This is a genomic window from Thermomonas haemolytica (assembly GCF_004346265.1).
In the GTDB taxonomy this organism is placed as follows: domain Bacteria; phylum Pseudomonadota; class Gammaproteobacteria; order Xanthomonadales; family Xanthomonadaceae; genus Thermomonas; species Thermomonas haemolytica.
The window spans coordinates 278,247-292,480 of record NZ_SMAP01000001.1; the positions used below are offsets into that span (position 1 = coordinate 278,247).

The 14,234-nt window shown below is 69.7% G+C and carries 16 protein-coding genes; 10 read left to right on the forward strand and 6 right to left on the reverse strand.

The genetic code is table 11. The annotated features are described in order from the left end of the window. Positions 1–60: 60 nt before the first annotated feature. The 3 genes from EDC34_RS01360 to EDC34_RS01365 all read right to left on the reverse strand — a co-directional run bounded on the left by EDC34_RS01360 (position 61) and on the right by EDC34_RS01365 (position 2,441). Positions 61–1,716: a transposase domain-containing protein gene (locus tag EDC34_RS01360; protein WP_162797646.1), complete on the reverse strand. Its 1,656-nt coding sequence runs from the start codon at positions 1,714–1,716 to the stop codon at positions 61–63. A 53-nt stretch (positions 1,717–1,769) separates the two neighbouring features. Beyond that, positions 1,770–2,009: a hypothetical protein gene (locus EDC34_RS12175; protein ID WP_162797647.1), complete on the reverse strand. Its 240-nt coding sequence runs from the start codon at positions 2,007–2,009 to the stop codon at positions 1,770–1,772. Between the two features lie 195 nt (positions 2,010–2,204). Continuing rightward, positions 2,205–2,441: a helix-turn-helix domain-containing protein gene (locus EDC34_RS01365; protein WP_114959053.1), complete on the reverse strand. Its 237-nt coding sequence runs from the start codon at positions 2,439–2,441 to the stop codon at positions 2,205–2,207. A gap of 29 nt (positions 2,442–2,470) precedes the next feature. Here EDC34_RS01365 and EDC34_RS01370 point away from each other — a divergent pair, with 29 nt between their 5' ends. The 4 genes from EDC34_RS01370 (at position 2,471) to EDC34_RS01390 (ending at position 5,689) form a co-directional block, all read left to right on the forward strand. After that, a complete protein-coding gene (locus EDC34_RS01370; RefSeq protein ID WP_205388021.1) occupies positions 2,471–3,088 on the forward strand; it encodes a helix-turn-helix domain-containing protein in 618 nt (205 codons plus the stop codon). A gap of 558 nt (positions 3,089–3,646) precedes the next feature. After that, positions 3,647–4,417, forward strand: coding sequence for an SDR family NAD(P)-dependent oxidoreductase (locus EDC34_RS01380; RefSeq protein ID WP_114959055.1), 771 nt, complete (start codon positions 3,647–3,649; stop codon positions 4,415–4,417). A gap of 70 nt (positions 4,418–4,487) precedes the next feature. Further along, the gene (gene yeiP / locus EDC34_RS01385) at positions 4,488–5,054 is read left to right on the forward strand and encodes an elongation factor P-like protein YeiP (protein WP_114959056.1); all 567 of its coding nucleotides are present in this window, start codon (positions 4,488–4,490) and stop codon (positions 5,052–5,054) included. A 47-nt stretch (positions 5,055–5,101) separates the two neighbouring features. Then, positions 5,102–5,689 carry a GNAT family N-acetyltransferase gene (locus EDC34_RS01390; RefSeq protein ID WP_114959057.1) on the forward strand — a complete coding sequence of 196 codons (588 nt, stop codon included), beginning with the start codon at positions 5,102–5,104 and terminating at the stop codon, positions 5,687–5,689. A 15-nt stretch (positions 5,690–5,704) separates the two neighbouring features. On the opposite strand, the gene EDC34_RS01395 is transcribed toward EDC34_RS01390, so the two are convergent. After that, entirely contained in the window at positions 5,705–7,087 is a 1,383-nt protein-coding gene (locus tag EDC34_RS01395) for an FAD-binding oxidoreductase (RefSeq protein ID WP_114959267.1), read from the reverse strand. A gap of 118 nt (positions 7,088–7,205) precedes the next feature. Here EDC34_RS01395 and serA point away from each other — a divergent pair, with 118 nt between their 5' ends. Further along, complete coding sequence (serA, locus tag EDC34_RS01400) at positions 7,206–8,450, forward strand: phosphoglycerate dehydrogenase (RefSeq protein WP_114959058.1); 1,245 nt, start codon at positions 7,206–7,208, stop codon at positions 8,448–8,450. A gap of 15 nt (positions 8,451–8,465) precedes the next feature. On the opposite strand, the gene EDC34_RS01405 is transcribed toward serA, so the two are convergent. Further along, on the reverse strand, positions 8,466–9,014 hold the full coding sequence (locus EDC34_RS01405; protein ID WP_114959059.1) for an NUDIX hydrolase: 549 nt from the start codon (positions 9,012–9,014) through the stop codon (positions 8,466–8,468). A gap of 157 nt (positions 9,015–9,171) precedes the next feature. Here EDC34_RS01405 and EDC34_RS01410 point away from each other — a divergent pair, with 157 nt between their 5' ends. Further along, positions 9,172–10,755 carry an amino acid permease gene (locus tag EDC34_RS01410; protein ID WP_114959060.1) on the forward strand — a complete coding sequence of 528 codons (1,584 nt, stop codon included), beginning with the start codon at positions 9,172–9,174 and terminating at the stop codon, positions 10,753–10,755. A gap of 107 nt (positions 10,756–10,862) precedes the next feature. Here the strand turns inward: EDC34_RS01410 and EDC34_RS01415 are convergent, their stop codons facing one another. Then, positions 10,863–11,180, reverse strand: coding sequence for a high-potential iron-sulfur protein (locus tag EDC34_RS01415; protein WP_114959061.1), 318 nt, complete (start codon positions 11,178–11,180; stop codon positions 10,863–10,865). A 133-nt stretch (positions 11,181–11,313) separates the two neighbouring features. On the opposite strand from EDC34_RS01415, the gene EDC34_RS01420 reads away from it, so the two are divergent. From EDC34_RS01420 to mtnC, 4 genes are all read left to right on the forward strand, one after another. After that, positions 11,314–11,979 (forward strand): class II aldolase/adducin family protein, encoded by a 666-nt coding sequence (locus tag EDC34_RS01420; RefSeq protein ID WP_114959062.1) that lies wholly within the window; start codon positions 11,314–11,316, stop codon positions 11,977–11,979. Positions 11,980–12,095: 116 nt separating this feature from the next. Then, the gene (locus EDC34_RS01425; protein ID WP_114959268.1) at positions 12,096–12,734 is read left to right on the forward strand and encodes a methylthioribulose 1-phosphate dehydratase; all 639 of its coding nucleotides are present in this window, start codon (positions 12,096–12,098) and stop codon (positions 12,732–12,734) included. 18 nt (positions 12,735–12,752) lie between these two features. Next, positions 12,753–13,295, forward strand: a complete 543-nt coding sequence (locus EDC34_RS01430) for a 1,2-dihydroxy-3-keto-5-methylthiopentene dioxygenase (RefSeq protein ID WP_114959063.1) — start codon at positions 12,753–12,755, stop codon at positions 13,293–13,295. A gap of 126 nt (positions 13,296–13,421) precedes the next feature. Further along, a complete protein-coding gene (gene mtnC / locus EDC34_RS01435; protein ID WP_114959064.1) occupies positions 13,422–14,120 on the forward strand; it encodes an acireductone synthase in 699 nt (232 codons plus the stop codon). Positions 14,121–14,234: the final 114 nt, after the last annotated feature.

The window sequence follows — 14,234 nt, forward strand, 5'->3', positions numbered from 1 at the left end:
AGGGCCGTCATGGCCCGGTTGCACCGCCCGCCCCGGGGGCATCCGGGGCGGGTGATTTCTTCAGTCGATCGCCTTCAGCGGCCGGGGCCGCGCGGCCAGTACGGCCAGCACGGCGCGGTCGGCGGCGGCCACGTAGTCCTCGGTCCCGGTGGCGGCCAACGCGGCCGCACTCCGGCGCCCCGCGCGCTTTCGCCCATGCACCAGCTGCACGGCGGCGGGTGCGGGCGGCTCGGTATGCGGGCTGTCCTGCACCGGCAGGCGGGCCACCGCCTCCAGCGCCTCCATCCGCACCGTGGCGTCGCGCAGCTCGCGCGCGGCGCGCTGGCGCTGGCGATGCGCGCGGGCGTGTTCGCGCGCGGTATCGAGGTCGTCGAAGCGGGCGCTGGTGCGCTCGGCGGCGCCGACGTAGGCGCCCTCCAGCGTGTACACGTGCACCGGCTGGTCCAGCCGGTCCGGGTCGAAGCGCACCACCACGTGCTGCCCGGCCAGGGCGCTGACCGCCTCGCCGAAGTAGGCGTTGCCGGCGATCACCACGTAGCCCTCGCGGCGCACCTTCAGCCCCTCGGCCGCCAGCAGCCACAGCCGGCGCTGTTCGGGGCTGGCGCGGCGGATCACGCTGGCGGCATAGCTGGCGTTGAACACGTCATCGAAGCTGCGGCCGCGCGCGGTCGCGCTGCGGCGGTCGGGGCGGGCGTTGTGCGCGGCGATGCCGGCGTCCACCAGCCGCACGAACTCATCCCACGCCAGCGCCCGGCTGCCGTAGTTGGCCGGCTTGGCCAATGGACTGTTGCCGGTGTAGGCCCCGGCGGCCGCAGGGTGCTTGCTGATGCCCTCGCACAGGTCGCGGAAGGCGCGCTCGATCGGCTTGGCCTGGCCGTGGTAGGGCGTGGTCCAGTGCACCTGCACGCCCAGCTGCGGAAACAGACCGATCGGGTCTTCCTCGCGGATGCGGAAGCGGAAGCGGGTCTTGCTGCCGCCGGTCAGCAGCTTGGCGGCGAACTCGCGGCCGTTGTCCAGGTAGGCGTGGCCGGGGATGCCGTAGCGCTCCACCACCTCGCCGAAGGTGGTCTGCACCAGGTGGCTGGAGAGCGTCTCCGCCACCCGCCAGGCGAGGATCTTCCCGCTGTAGATGTCCTGCCAGGCCACCAGCACCGGGCGGCCGACCGCCCCGCTGGGCAGCTGCACGCGCAGGTCGAAGATGTGGCCGTCGGCATTCACCGCTTCCAGCGCGTGCAGGTGGTCCTTGGTGCGGGTGATGTGCGGCAGGCGGCGCGCCAGCGCCTCGCGGCCCTCGCGCGCCAGCACCCGCACCTGCCACGGCAGCGCCTCGATCCGGCGGGCCAGGGTGGCGTAGCTGGGCACCGTCCAGCCGTGGTTGGGCGCCACCTCGCGCAGGCGGCGCACGCAGGCCCACAGGGCCGGCTGCTCCGGGCGCAGGTAGTCGGATTTCAGGACCTCCCAGGCCTCGGGGCTGATCTCGGCCTCATGGCCGCTGCCCTGGTGGCGGGGCGCCAGCAGTGGCAGGTAGTCGGCCGGCGCGGCGTGGTCCACGCCGGGGCAGCTGCCGCCGCCGTACCACCACCGGCGCAGGGTGGCCTCGGGCAGGCCGTGGGCCTGTGCGGCCTCGCGGATGGCCTGGCGCGCGCGCAGGCCGCTGTCGATCAGACGGCGCACTGTCTGCACCGGCACCAGCCGGCGCCGGGCTTCGGCCTTCACCGTTTCCGGGCGGCCGTCGAACCTGCGCCACAGCGCCGCGCTCGCCTCCGGGCTCAGCGGGGCAGCAGGTGCACGGTGGGCGCGTGTGCCAGCCGCGATGTGGCCCACAGCACCGCCATCGCCTCCGCCTCCTGCCGGTAGCGCACCGGCGCGATCGCGGGCGCGCCGAGCCGGACGGCGATCTCGCTCCACTGGACGTGGTAGCGCACCGGCGTCGCCGGACGGCCGTTGCCCGTCCGCAGGATGGTGGCGATCAGCACCGGGCCGGCCAGGATGTGGGAGATGGCTTTCATGGGTGGACTCCTGGGTGAGGTGGAGGATCAGCCGGGCTTGCACGTCGGCGGGCAGGTCGGCCAGCCGGTACACCCGCCGCCGTCCGCCCCGGCAGGGGAGGTCGGTGTGGGGCCAGGATTCGCGGACTGCGCGCTTGTTCGCGCCTCTGACTGAGATGTGCAGCGCTCTGGCCACGTCCACGATTGTGTAATCGGTCATTCCACCACCCCGTCCTTGAGGCCCAGGAGGACCGCTGCCCTGTGCGCGGTGCCGCGCCGACCGCGAATGCGGCCGCGCATCAGTTCATAGACGATCCGCTCGGAGATGCCGTGCTGCTGCGCCCAGCCCCGGATCGTCCATCCATGCCGGTCGAACTCACGCCTGACCTCGGCGATGGTCAGCGTGCGTTGGTTCCTCTGTTGGGGTATCTTCGGTGCGACATCGTTCAGCATGGTGCGAACAATGCGCTCAATTGTGGAAATTGTCAACCACGATCGTGGAAGTTTTTTTTGGTTCCAGCTTCCAGTTCCCGCTGCCCAGCCTCATCCGGCGAAAAAATCATGCGAAACAAGTACTTATAGAAAGCTGGAACTCATTGCGTGGGCGATCTGGCAGTTCCAGCTTTCCCACCGAAAGCTGGAACTGGAAACGCATGAACATCCCTGACCGCCTCCGTGCCCTGCGTGACTGTCTCGGCCTCACGCAGGTCCAGATGGCGGAGCGTATCGGGCTGCCAAAGCGGACGATCGTCGGATATGAGAACGGCGAGCGCGAGCCTGGATCAGCGGCCCTCGCCGCCTACGCCCGCACTGGCGTCAACATGAACTGGCTGCTCACTGGCGATGGTGAGATGTTCCACCGCAAAGCGGAGCCGAAGCCAGAAACATCGCAGGAACAGGCGTTTGCGGGCTTTCTGCCGCCCGACCACCCCCATGCCAGGCGCTGGGCCGCGCTGATCCAGCTGGTCGAGGAAGAGCCGGATGAGGCCCGCCGCGACTCAATCCTCTCCGATCTGCTGACGCGCGCTCAGGAGGCGGCGGAGCTAGCGCAGCTCAGGCGCGTCGTGCAGGCGCTGGCGCGCGATCGCAAGGCCGGCTGATCGTCTTTGCGGCCGCTTCAAACTCCACTTGAACACTCAAGCGCGCCGGCCTGAGTGTCTCAAATCAGCTGCGAAAAAGCGCCTCCAGCGCCGATTTCCGGCTTCATCGCTTCTCACCGGTTTGAGACACCTAGATCATCGCAACCCATTGCCTGCACTGAAATTTCCCGCCTGATCCCGGCTCTTCCCGGGTGTCTCAAATCAAGTGATCACCCACAACGGCCGCACGCGGTTTTGGCTTCGCCCGCTGCTATCTGGAGACCCTGACCGGCATGGACGCGGCGATGCGCCTGTACGAACGCAGCGGCTTTACCCGCATCGACGCCCCGCTGGGCGCCACCGGGCACGGCGGCTGCAACCGCTTCTACCTGCTGGACCTCGCTTCGGCATAGCCCGCGTCGGGTCTGCCGCCGGGGGCTGCTTGCGGCTCGATGCGAACATCCTGTTCGATGTCGCCGACGTGCGCCATCCATGGCGCACTCTGCGCAGCCCCCGGCGGCAGACCCGACGCTCATCGCAATTGGCTAAAATCGCGGTTTTCCGCCCGCAGGATTCCCCATGCAACTCGCTTCCGTTCGCGCCGTGGTCACTGGCGGCGTCTCCGGCCTCGGCCTGGCCGTGGCCCGGCACCTGGTCGCCCAGGGCGGCAAGGTCGCCCTGTTCGACCTCAATGACGAAAAGGGCGCGGCCGCGGTCGCCGAGCTCGGCGAGGCCAATGCCCGCTACTTCAACACCAACGTTACCGACGAAGCCCAGGTCGATGCCAACGTCGGCGCCGCGCAGGCTTTCCTCGGCGGGCTGAACGCCTGCATCAACTGCGCCGGCATCCTCGGCTCCAACCGGGTGCTGGGCAAGACCGGCCCGATGCCGCTGGCGCAGTTCCAGGGCACCGTGATGGTGAACCTGGTCGGCAGCTTCAACGTGGCCAAGGCCTGCGCCGACCGCATGCAGCACAACGCCGCCGGCGACGACGGCGAGCGCGGCGTGATCGTCAACACCGCCTCGGTGGCGGCTTACGAGGGCCAGATCGGCCAGGCCGCTTACTCCGCCAGCAAGGCCGGCGTGATCGGCATGACCCTGCCGATGGCGCGCGAGCTGGCGCGCTTCGGCATCCGCGTGATGACCATCGCCCCGGGCGTGTTCTGGACCCCGATGGTGGACGGCATGCCGGAGGACGTGCAGAAGTCGCTGGCGGCGACCATCCCGTTCCCGTCGCGGCTGGGCAAGCCGGAGGAGTTCGCGGAGCTGGTGGCCTGCATCCTCACCACCGGCTACCTCAACGGCGAGACCATCCGCCTGGACGGCGCCACCCGCCTGGCGCCGAAGTGACCACTTTCCCGCGGGAGCGGATCTCACCGCTCCCCTGCGCTCTTCCGCCCATGGAAGAGGAGAGAACCGCATGAAGGCTTACGACATCAAGAAAGGCAACGTCGTCGAACACAACGGCGGCGTGTACCAGATCCGCGACATCGAGCGCAGCAGCCCGCAGGGCCGCGGCGGCAACGTGCGCTACCGCTTCACCATGTACGCCATTCCCGGCGGCAGCAAGCTGGATGCGAGCTTCGATGCCGATGACGATCTGCGCGAAGTGGATCTGGTGCGCCGGGCCTGCACTTACTCCTACCGCGATGGCGATGCCTTCGTGTTCCTCGACGACGAGGACTACACCCCGTACACGCTGGATGCCGACGCGGTGGGCGACGCCGCCGGCTACATCGTGGACGACCTCACCGGCATCTACGTGCAGCTGATCGAGGACGCCCCGGTGGCGATCCAGCTGCCGCAATCGGTCGCCATCGAGGTGATCGACACCCCGCCGGAACTGAAGGGCGGCACCGCCACCAAGCGCCCGAAGCCGGCCCGGCTTTCCACCGGCATCGAGATCATGGTGCCGGAGTACATCGGCAACGGCGAGAAGGTGTGGGTGAACACCACCACCGGCGAGTTCGCCGGCCGCGCCGATTGATCCCCGGCCGTGATCCCCGCACGCGCGGGGATCACGGGTGGAACCGCATGCCCGGACACCTCTCCCCCGTCGCCCTTGCCGGCCACGGCATCCGCCTGGAGCCGCTGGCGCGCGAGCATGTCGCCGCCTTGCAGGACGCGGTGGACGACGGCGACGTCGGCGCACTGGCCTACGTCAGCGTGCCGCCGCGCGAAGGCATGGCGGCCTGGGTGGAGCACGCGCTGGACATGCGCGAGGCCGGCCGTGAGCTGCCGTTCGCCATCCTCGCCGGCGACCGCGTGGTCGGCAGCACGCGCTTCTACGATATCGACCTGTCGGTGCCGACGCTGGCGATCGGCTACACCTTCCTCGCCGCCTCGGTCTGGCGCACCCATGTCAACACCGCAAGCAAGCGGTTGCTGCTGGGCCACGCCTTCGACACCCTCGGTGCGCAGTCGGTGCATTTCCACACCAGCCACCTCAACCTGCGCTCGCAGGCGGCGATCGAACGGCTGGGCGCGCGCAAGGACGGCATCCTGCGCGCGCACAAGCGGCACAAGGACGGCAGCCTGCGCGACACCCATTCCTATTCGATCCTCGCCGCCGAATGGCCGGCGATCCGCGCCCGGCTGGACGCCCGCCTGGCCGCGGGTTGAGCGCAGGGCGCCGGTTCAGTCCAGCAGCTTCCCGGGGTTCATCACCCCGTTCGGGTCCAGCGCGGCCTTGATGCCGCGCATCAGGGCGATCTCCGCCGGGCTGCGCGTGCACCACAGGTAGGGCTTCTTCACCAGGCCGATGCCGTGCTCGGCGGAGATGCTGCCGCCGTGCCGCTGCAGCACCTCGGCCAGCAGCTTGGTGACGCGCTCGCAGTCGGCCACGAAGTCGGCCTGCGCCGCGGCCTCGGGCTTGAGGATGTTGATGTGCAGGTTGCCATCGCCGATGTGGCCGAACCAGACCACCTCGAACTGCGGGTACTCGCGCGCCAGCAACGCCTGCGCCTCGGCGAGGAAGGCCGGCATCGCCGCGATCCGCACCGACACGTCGTTCTTGTAGGGCACGTGCTTGGCCAGGCTCTCGGTGATGCCCTCGCGCAGCCGCCACAGCTGGGCCGCCTGCGCCTCGTTGGCGGCAATCACGCCGTCGCTGGCCAGCCCGTCCTGCACGCACTGTTCGAACGCCGCCAGCGCCGCGGCCTCGCTGGCCTCGTCGGCGGCGAATTCGGTGACGACGTAGAAGGGATGGAGCTCGTCGAACGGTGCCTGCGCGCCGTGGGCCAGCACATGCTTCAGCGCAATATCGGTGAAGAACTCGAACGCCTGCAGCGGAAGCCGGCGGCGGAAGGCCGCGAACACCTGCATCAGCGCCTCGAATGAGGGCAAGGCCAGCAGCATCACATTGGTCGGCGGCGGCGGGTCGGTGAGCCGCAGCACCGCCTCCACCACGATCCCGAGCGTGCCTTCCGAGGCGATCGCCAGGTGGCGCAGGTCGTAGCCGCTGGAATCCTTCACCAGCGCGCGCCCCAGCCGCAGCACCTCGCCGCTGCCGGTGACGAAGGTGAGCCCGGCAATCCAGTCGCGGGTAGTGCCGTAGCGCACCACGCGGATGCCGCCGGCATTGGTGGCGATGTTGCCGCCGATGGTGCAGGACCCGCGTGCGGCGAAATCCACCGGGTAGTACAGCCCGTGCGCGCGTGCCGCTTCCTGCGCAGCTTGCAGCGGGATGCCGGCCTGCACGGTGAGGGTGCGGTCCACCGGATCGAAGCCCAGCACCTGGTGCATGCGCTCGAGGCTGACCACCAGCTCGCCGTTGGCGGCGACCGCCCCACCCGACAGCCCGGTGCGCCCGCCCGAGGGCACCAGCGCCACGCCCTCGGCATTCGCCCAGCGCACCACCGCCTGCACCTCCTCGACGCTGCCCGGCAGCGCGATCGCCAGCGGCGCCGGGGTCCAGCGCCGGGTCCAGTCGCGGCCGTAGTGCGCAAGGTCGGCGGGATCGGTGAGCAGGCGCAGGCCCGGCAGGGCGGCGCGCAGCGAGGCAAGGCGGGCGTCGGTCATGACAGGGCGCAGGGCCATCTGGACAGGGCCGGAACATAGCATGCCGCAGCGCAGCAACGCGGGTGGATTCTGGCTATAGTCGACGCTCGTTTCCCCATCGCCGCACCCGCACGCCGCCATGCCGCCGAAGAAGAAAACCTCGTTCCCGAAACAGGACATCCGCGTGCTGCTGCTGGAAGGCATCAGCGCCAGCGCGGTGGAGGCCTTCCGCGCGGCCGGCTACACCCAGATCGAAGCCCACCCCAAGGCGCTGCCGGAAGACAAACTCAAGGAACGCATCGCCCAGGCGCACATCCTCGGCATCCGCTCGCGCACGCAACTGACCGCCGAGGTGCTGGCCGAGGCCCGGCGCCTGATCGCGGTCGGCTGCTTCTGCATCGGCACCAACCAGGTGGACCTGGACGCGGCCGAGTTGGCCGGCATCCCGGTGTTCAACGCGCCCTATTCCAACACCCGCAGCGTGGCCGAACTGGTGGTGGCGCAGGCGGTGATGCTGATGCGCGGGATCCCGGAGAAGAACGCGAAGTGCCACCGCGGGATCTGGGACAAATCCGCCGCCGGCAGCCACGAGGTGCGCGGCAAGACGCTGGGGATCATCGGCTACGGCCACATCGGCACCCAGGTCGGCGTGCTGGCCGAGGCGCTGGGCATGCGCGTGATCTTCCACGACATCCAGACCAAGCTGGCGCTGGGCAATGCGCAGCCAGCCGCCGGGCTGGACGACCTGCTCGCGTGCGCCGACGTGGTGACCCTGCACGTGCCGGAGACCCCGGCGACGCAGTGGATGATCGATTCCGAAAAGCTGGGCCTGATGAAACCCGGCGCGCACCTCATCAACGCCTCGCGCGGCAGCGTGGTGGTGATCGATGCGCTGGTCGCGGCGCTGGGCGCAGGCCATCTGGCCGGGGCCGCGGTGGACGTGTTCCCGGTCGAGCCGGAGGCCAACGGGCCCGGCTTCGAATCGCGCCTGCGCGGCTTCGACAACGTGCTGCTGACCCCGCACGTGGGCGGCAGCACGCTGGAGGCGCAGGACAACATCGGCACCGAGGTGGCCGCCAAGCTGATCCGCTACAGCGACAACGGCAGCACGCTCTCCGCAGTCAATTTCCCCGAGGTGGCGCTGCCGGAGCACGCCGGCAGCCGGCGCTTCCTGCACATCCACCGCAACGTGCCGGGCATGCTCTCGCAGGTCAACGAGGTGTTCGGCCGGCATGCGCTCAACATCGACGGCCAGTTCCTGCGCACCCACCCGAAGGTGGGCTACGTGGTGATCGACGTGGCCGCCGACGAGGCGCAGGCCGCCGCGCTGCGCGAGGAGCTGGCGGCGATCCCGGGCACGCTGCGCGCGCGCGTGCTGTATTGAGACCCGCCGCGCGGCCTACCGCCGCGCCATCCACTTGCCCGCCATCCGGCGCAGCGAGGCATCGGCTTCGGGATCGGCCGCCAGCGCGTCGATGCGGCGCCAGGCGAGGTCCAGCGACTCGGGGCTGACCACGAAGTCCTCGCATTCGCCGGCATGCACCACGTAGCGCACGTCGTAATGCCAGTGGCCCGGCACGCCCTTGTGCTCGGGGATCCAGTGGCGGTCGAGGTCGAAGATGCCGGGCGCAAGCCGCAGCCCGGGCAGGCCGGATTCCTCCTCCGCCTCGCGCAGCGCGGCCTGGCCGAGGTCGCGCTCGCCATCCGCATGCCCGCCCAGTTGCAGCCACATCCCCAGCTTGCGGTGGTGGGTCAGCAGCACGCGCTCGCCGGCGCGATCCACCAGCCAGCACGAGGCGGTGAAATGCCCGGCCAGGCGCTCGCGCCGGAACGGATCCTGCGGGTCGTCCAGCAACGCGCGGAACAGGGCCAGCGTGTCCTGCTCGTCCGGATGGCGGCGGGCGTAGGCATCGAAATCGGCGGCAAGCGCGGCGTCCGCGTTGGGCATGGGCGGTGTTCCCGGTCAGGAGGATGAATGGGCGGCATTATCCCGCGCCATGACCGCAGGCGCTTGTGCCGGCGCCCCCCGAGCGTATAAGGTCGGCGGCTTGTGACTGCCCCTCGCGGCCGTCATCCATGCACCAGCTAGAAAGGGGAGCCACCTGATGCTGTTCCAGCGAGTCAAGCCGCTCGACAAGATCCTCGAGACCGCCGAAAAGAAATCCCTCACCCGCCAGCTGGGTGCGTTCCAGCTGACCATGCTCGGGATCGGCGCCATCATCGGCACCGGCATCTTCGTGCTGACTGCCGCGGCGGCGCAGAAAGCCGGCCCCGGCATGATGTGGAGCTTCGTGATCGCCGGCGCGGTGTGCGCGGTGGCGGCGCTGTGCTATTCGGAAATCGCGGCGATGGTGCCGGTGTCCGGCTCCGCCTACACCTATACCTACGCGGTGATGGGCGAGATCCTGGCGTGGATGGTGGGCTGGGCGCTGATCCTGGAATACGCGGTGGCCGCCTCCGCGGTTTCGGTCGGCTGGTCCGGCTACTTCATGGGCCTGGTGAAAAGCGCGACCGGGTTCGAGCTCCCCGCGGCGCTGGCCGCAGGCCCGGCGTGGTCGTTCGCCAACGGCATGCCCCACGTCGATTTCAGCCACGGCGTGTTCAACCTGCCGGCGGTGGTGATCGCGCTGGCGGTCACCGGCCTGCTGGTGATCGGCACCACCGAGAGCGCGCGTGTCAACGCGATCCTGGTGGCGATCAAGATCACCGCGCTGACCGCGTTCATCGCGCTGACCCTGCCGGTCATCAACGGCGCGCACTTCGAACCCTTCGCGCCCAACGGCTGGTTCGGGCATGGCAACGGCTCGGGCCTCGGCATCGTCGGCGCCGCCGCCTCGATCTTCTTCGCCTACGTCGGCTTCGACGCGGTCTCCACCGCGGCCGAGGAAACCAAGAACCCGCAGCGGAACGTCCCGATCGGCCTGATCGGCAGCCTGGCGGTGTGCACCATCTTCTACCTGCTGGTGGCCGCGGGCGCGGTCGGCGCGATCGGCGCCCAACCGACGGCCGTGGGCGTGCAGCCCGGCACGCCGGAGTTCGTCGCCCAGTGCCAGGCGCTGCTGGCGCAGGGCCAGCAGCCGCTGGTCTGCTCGAACGAGGCGCTGGCGCACGTGTTGCGCATGCTGAACCACCCGCGCGTGGGCGACATGGTCGGCCTGGCCGCCAACCTGGCCCTGCCCTCGGTGATCCTGATGATGCTGTACGGGCAGACCCGCATCTTCTTCGTGATGGCGCGCGACGGCCTGCTGCCCGAGACCCTGTCGGACGTGCATCCCAAGTGGAAGACCCCGCACAAGGTCACCATCATCACCGGCCTGTTCGTGGCGATCGCCGCGGCCCTGTTCCCGGTGGGCCAGCTGGCCGACATCTCCAACTCCGGCACCCTGTTCGCCTTCTTCATGGTGGCGCTGGCGGTGCTGATCCTGCGCATCAAGGATCCGAAGCGGCACCGCCCGTTCCGCACTCCGCTGGTGTGGATCGTGGCCCCGCTGGCCGCGGCGGGCACCGTGTTCCTGTTCGTCAACCTGCCGTTCGAGGCGAAGATGGTGCTGCCGGTCTGGGGCGGCATCGGCCTGGTGCTGTACTTCATCTACGGCTTCCGCAAGAGCCACCTCGGCCGCGGTGCGGTGGAAGTGCACGAAGTCGATGCCGGCCTGCCGCCGAAGCCGGTCCCGCCGATCAAGGATTGACCGGCTCCGCCTTGGGCGGAGATCGAAAAAACGAACGGCGCCTTAGGGCGCCGTTCGTTTTGGACGCGGCGAAAACGCCGCAACCCTGCCCCGGGATCCAGCCCCTGTCAGGCCTTCTTGGCCCAGGCGCTGCACCAACCCTTGGCCGCCACGCTGTTCTTCGGGAACAGCTGGCAGGGGCCATAGGCCGCGCCGGCGGCCCCTTTGAAGAAATTGCAGTTGGCGCAGTGGCTTCCCGGCTTGAACGCCGGATGCTTGACGGTGGCCGCATCCTCGGCATACGCCAGCGCCTTGGCCGCAGGATCGGCCGGGGTCAGCTTCGGCAGGTCGGCCGCCTGGGCCGATAGGGTGCGCAGCACCAGCGGGGCCGCAGCGGCAGCCGCGGCGAGAGTGACGAAGCGGCGGCGGGAAAGATCGGTTGGCATGGCTAGACCTCGCAAAGGGAGAGAACCAGACGCAGGATATGCCGCCGATACGACGCAGACGCTGATCCGGATCAATCCGCCCCGGCCTTCATCTGGATTATCCTAAGTGGCTCCCTGCCCCATCCCGCCCCGCATGCACGACCACGAGCGCGCCGCCCGCCAGTCGCTGATCGACCACTGCCGGGCCATGAATGCCAGTGGCCTGTCCCTGCACAAATCCGGCAATGCCAGCCTGCGCTGGGGCGCGGGCCTGCTGATCACCCCCACCGGCCGCGCCTACGATCGCCTGCAGCCGGAGGATATCGTGTACCTGGAGGCGGACGGCACCTGCCCGCCGGGGCAGCTGATCCCGTCCAGCGAATGGCGCTTCCACGTCGACATCCTGGCCGCGTTCCCGGACATGAATGCGGTGGTGCACGTGCATTCCACCCATGCCACCGCGCTGGCCTGCCTGGGCCAGGGCATCCCGGCCTTCCACTACATGGTGGCGGTGGCCGGCGGCACCCACATCCCCTGCGCCGACTACGCCACCTTCGGCACCGCCGCGCTGTCGGACAACGTGCTGCGCGCACTGGACGGCGGCCTGCGCGCCTGCCTGATGGCCAACCACGGCCAGGTGGCGACCGGCCGCACCCTGGCCGAGGCCTATGCGCTGGCCGAGGAAGTGGAGAACCTGGCCCGCCAGTACCTGCTGGCGCGCAGCCTGGGCCCCACCCGCGACCTGCCGCCGGAGGAAATGGCCCTGGTGCTGGAGAAGTTCAAATATTACGGCCAGCAGCGCGGCACCGAGCGCGCCTGAGCGGCGTGGGCGCGCCCGGCACCGCGCACAACATCACCGTGGAAGCGCCCACGCGGGCGCTGGCCACCATCCGAATCGTCATTTGGCAGCCACGCCGCAGCCGCTACACTGCGCGCATGGACACCCCCGCCTTCGACCACACCCTGTTCGCCGGCTGCGCCGCGCAGATCATCCAGCACACCCGCGAACTGGCCGCACGCGGCTGGACGCCGGCCACCGCCGGCAATTTCTCGATCCGGATGAGCCCGGAACACGCCGCCATCACCATTTCCGGCAAGGACAAGGGGCGCCTGACCGAGGCCGACATCATGGTGGTGGACATGGCCAACAACCCGGTGGCCACCCACCACCGGCCGTCCGCCGAGGCCGCCCTGCACACCCACCTGTACCGCAAGTTCCCCGACGTGGGCGCGGTGCTGCACACCCACTCGCCCACCCAGACCATCGCCGGCCTGCTCTACGCCGACGAGGGCCGCGTGCGGCTGCGCGGCTACGAGCTGTTCAAGGCCCTGCGCGGGCACACCACCCACGAGATCGAAGTGGACCTGCCGGTGGTGCCGAACGCGCAGGACATGGACGTGCTGACCGCCAGCGTGGACGCCGTGCTGGAGCACCCCAACACCTGGGGCTACCTGATCGCCGGCCACGGCCTGTACGCCTGGGGCCGCGACATCAACGAAGCGCGCCGGCACCTGGACGCGTTCGAGTTCATGCTCGGCTGCGAGCTGGAAATGCGCCGCCTGGGCGCGCGCTGAGTTTCGAGGACGACTGCGATGAGCCGTTTGCGCATCTTCGACGACCACAGCCCCGACTCCCCGCTGCTGGCCACCACCGCGTTCGAGGCGATGGCGGCCGAGCTGGCGCGCATTGGCGTCCAGCTGGAACGCTGGCAGCCGGCGCATCCGGTCCAGCCGGGTGATCCGCCCGAGGCGATCATGGCCGCCTACCGTGCCGACATCGACCGCCTGGTGGCGCAACGCGGCTTTCAGAGCGTGGACGTGGTCAGCATCGCGCCCGACAATCCCAACCGCGAGGCGCTGCGCGCCAAGTTCCTCGACGAGCATTTCCACAAGGAAGACGAAGTGCGCTTCTTCGTGGCCGGCAGCGGGCTGTTCACCCTGCACGTGGGCGGCAAGGTGTACGAGGTGCTGTGCGAGGCCGGCGATTTGATTTCGGTGCCGGACGGGATGACCCACTGGTTCGACATGGGCCCGGCGCCCAGCTTCGTGGCGATCCGCTTCTTCACCACCCCGGACGGCTGGGTCGGCCACTTCACCGGCACCGACATCGCGCAGCGGTTCCCGCGCTACGAGTGAAGCCCCTCTCCCTACGGGAGAGGGGTGGGGGTGAGGGTACGGATTCCCGCACCACCCGCGATCCGCTGCCGCTCCCCATCTGCCCCGGGCCTTTCGTTCGCGGCGATGAATAACCCACCAAACCCGATGCAACCCGCGACCATCCTCACAGATATCGAAGGCACCACGTCCTCCATCGCGTTCGTGCGCGAGGTGCTGTTTCCGTACGCACGCGCGCGACTACCCGCGTTCATCCGCGAACACGGGCACGAACCCGAGGTACGCCGCTGGCTGGATGCAGTGGCCATCGAGATCGCCGCCGGCGCCTGCGACGACGCGGTGATCGCCGAGACCCTGCAGGGCTGGATCGACCAGGATCGCAAGCACACCGCGCTGAAGGCGCTGCAGGGCATGGTGTGGGAGGCCGGCTACAGCGACGGCGACTTCACCGCCCCGCTCTACCCCGACGTGCTGCCCGCGCTGCAGACCTGGCATGCGGCCGGGCACCGGCTGGCGGTGTATTCCTCCGGCTCGGTGCCGGCGCAGAAGCTGCTGTTCTCGCACACCGAGGCGGGCGACCTGACCCCGCTGTTCGCCGGGTTCTTCGACACCGAGGTCGGCGGCAAGCGCGAGGCCGCCAGCTACCGCGCGATCGCCGCGCGCCTCGGGCAGGCGCCGGACACGGTGCTGTTCCTGTCCGACGTGGTGGAGGAACTGGACGCCGCGCGCGCCGCCGGGATGCGCACCACCCTGCTCGACCGCGCGCAGGACTATCCGCAGCCGCGGCTGGGCGACGCCACCCATGGGCACCCACGCGCGGAATCGTTCGCACAGATCACGCCCTGAAGCCGCCCGCCGGCAATGCGGCCGTCCCCGTTCGTCCCGTTCGTGGCGCGCCTGTCGAACCACGGGCAGAGATGCAGACGAAGCGGAAACGCCGCGCGCCAGCGGGAAATGGAC

What these genes read in the sequence shown, in the direction of transcription:
- EDC34_RS01405 (WP_114959059.1), bottom strand. Translation starts at nt 9,014, where the DNA reads ATGCCCAACGCGGACGCCGCGCTTGCCGCCGATTTCGATGCCTACGCC.
- EDC34_RS12175 (WP_162797647.1), bottom strand. Translation starts at nt 2,009, where the DNA reads ATGAAAGCCATCTCCCACATCCTGGCCGGCCCGGTGCTGATCGCCACC.
- EDC34_RS01395 (WP_114959267.1), bottom strand. Translation starts at nt 7,087, where the DNA reads ATGACCGACGCCCGCCTTGCCTCGCTGCGCGCCGCCCTGCCGGGCCTG.
- EDC34_RS01365 (WP_114959053.1), bottom strand. Translation starts at nt 2,441, where the DNA reads ATGCTGAACGATGTCGCACCGAAGATACCCCAACAGAGGAACCAACGC.
- EDC34_RS01410 (WP_114959060.1), top strand. Translation starts at nt 9,172, where the DNA reads ATGCTGTTCCAGCGAGTCAAGCCGCTCGACAAGATCCTCGAGACCGCC.
- mtnC (WP_114959064.1), top strand. Translation starts at nt 13,422, where the DNA reads ATGCAACCCGCGACCATCCTCACAGATATCGAAGGCACCACGTCCTCC.
- EDC34_RS01380 (WP_114959055.1), top strand. Translation starts at nt 3,647, where the DNA reads ATGCAACTCGCTTCCGTTCGCGCCGTGGTCACTGGCGGCGTCTCCGGC.
- EDC34_RS01430 (WP_114959063.1), top strand. Translation starts at nt 12,753, where the DNA reads ATGAGCCGTTTGCGCATCTTCGACGACCACAGCCCCGACTCCCCGCTG.
- EDC34_RS01425 (WP_114959268.1), top strand. Translation starts at nt 12,096, where the DNA reads ATGGACACCCCCGCCTTCGACCACACCCTGTTCGCCGGCTGCGCCGCG.
- EDC34_RS01415 (WP_114959061.1), bottom strand. Translation starts at nt 11,180, where the DNA reads ATGCCAACCGATCTTTCCCGCCGCCGCTTCGTCACTCTCGCCGCGGCT.
- serA (WP_114959058.1), top strand. Translation starts at nt 7,206, where the DNA reads ATGCCGCCGAAGAAGAAAACCTCGTTCCCGAAACAGGACATCCGCGTG.
- EDC34_RS01390 (WP_114959057.1), top strand. Translation starts at nt 5,102, where the DNA reads ATGCCCGGACACCTCTCCCCCGTCGCCCTTGCCGGCCACGGCATCCGC.
- EDC34_RS01420 (WP_114959062.1), top strand. Translation starts at nt 11,314, where the DNA reads ATGCACGACCACGAGCGCGCCGCCCGCCAGTCGCTGATCGACCACTGC.
- yeiP (WP_114959056.1), top strand. Translation starts at nt 4,488, where the DNA reads ATGAAGGCTTACGACATCAAGAAAGGCAACGTCGTCGAACACAACGGC.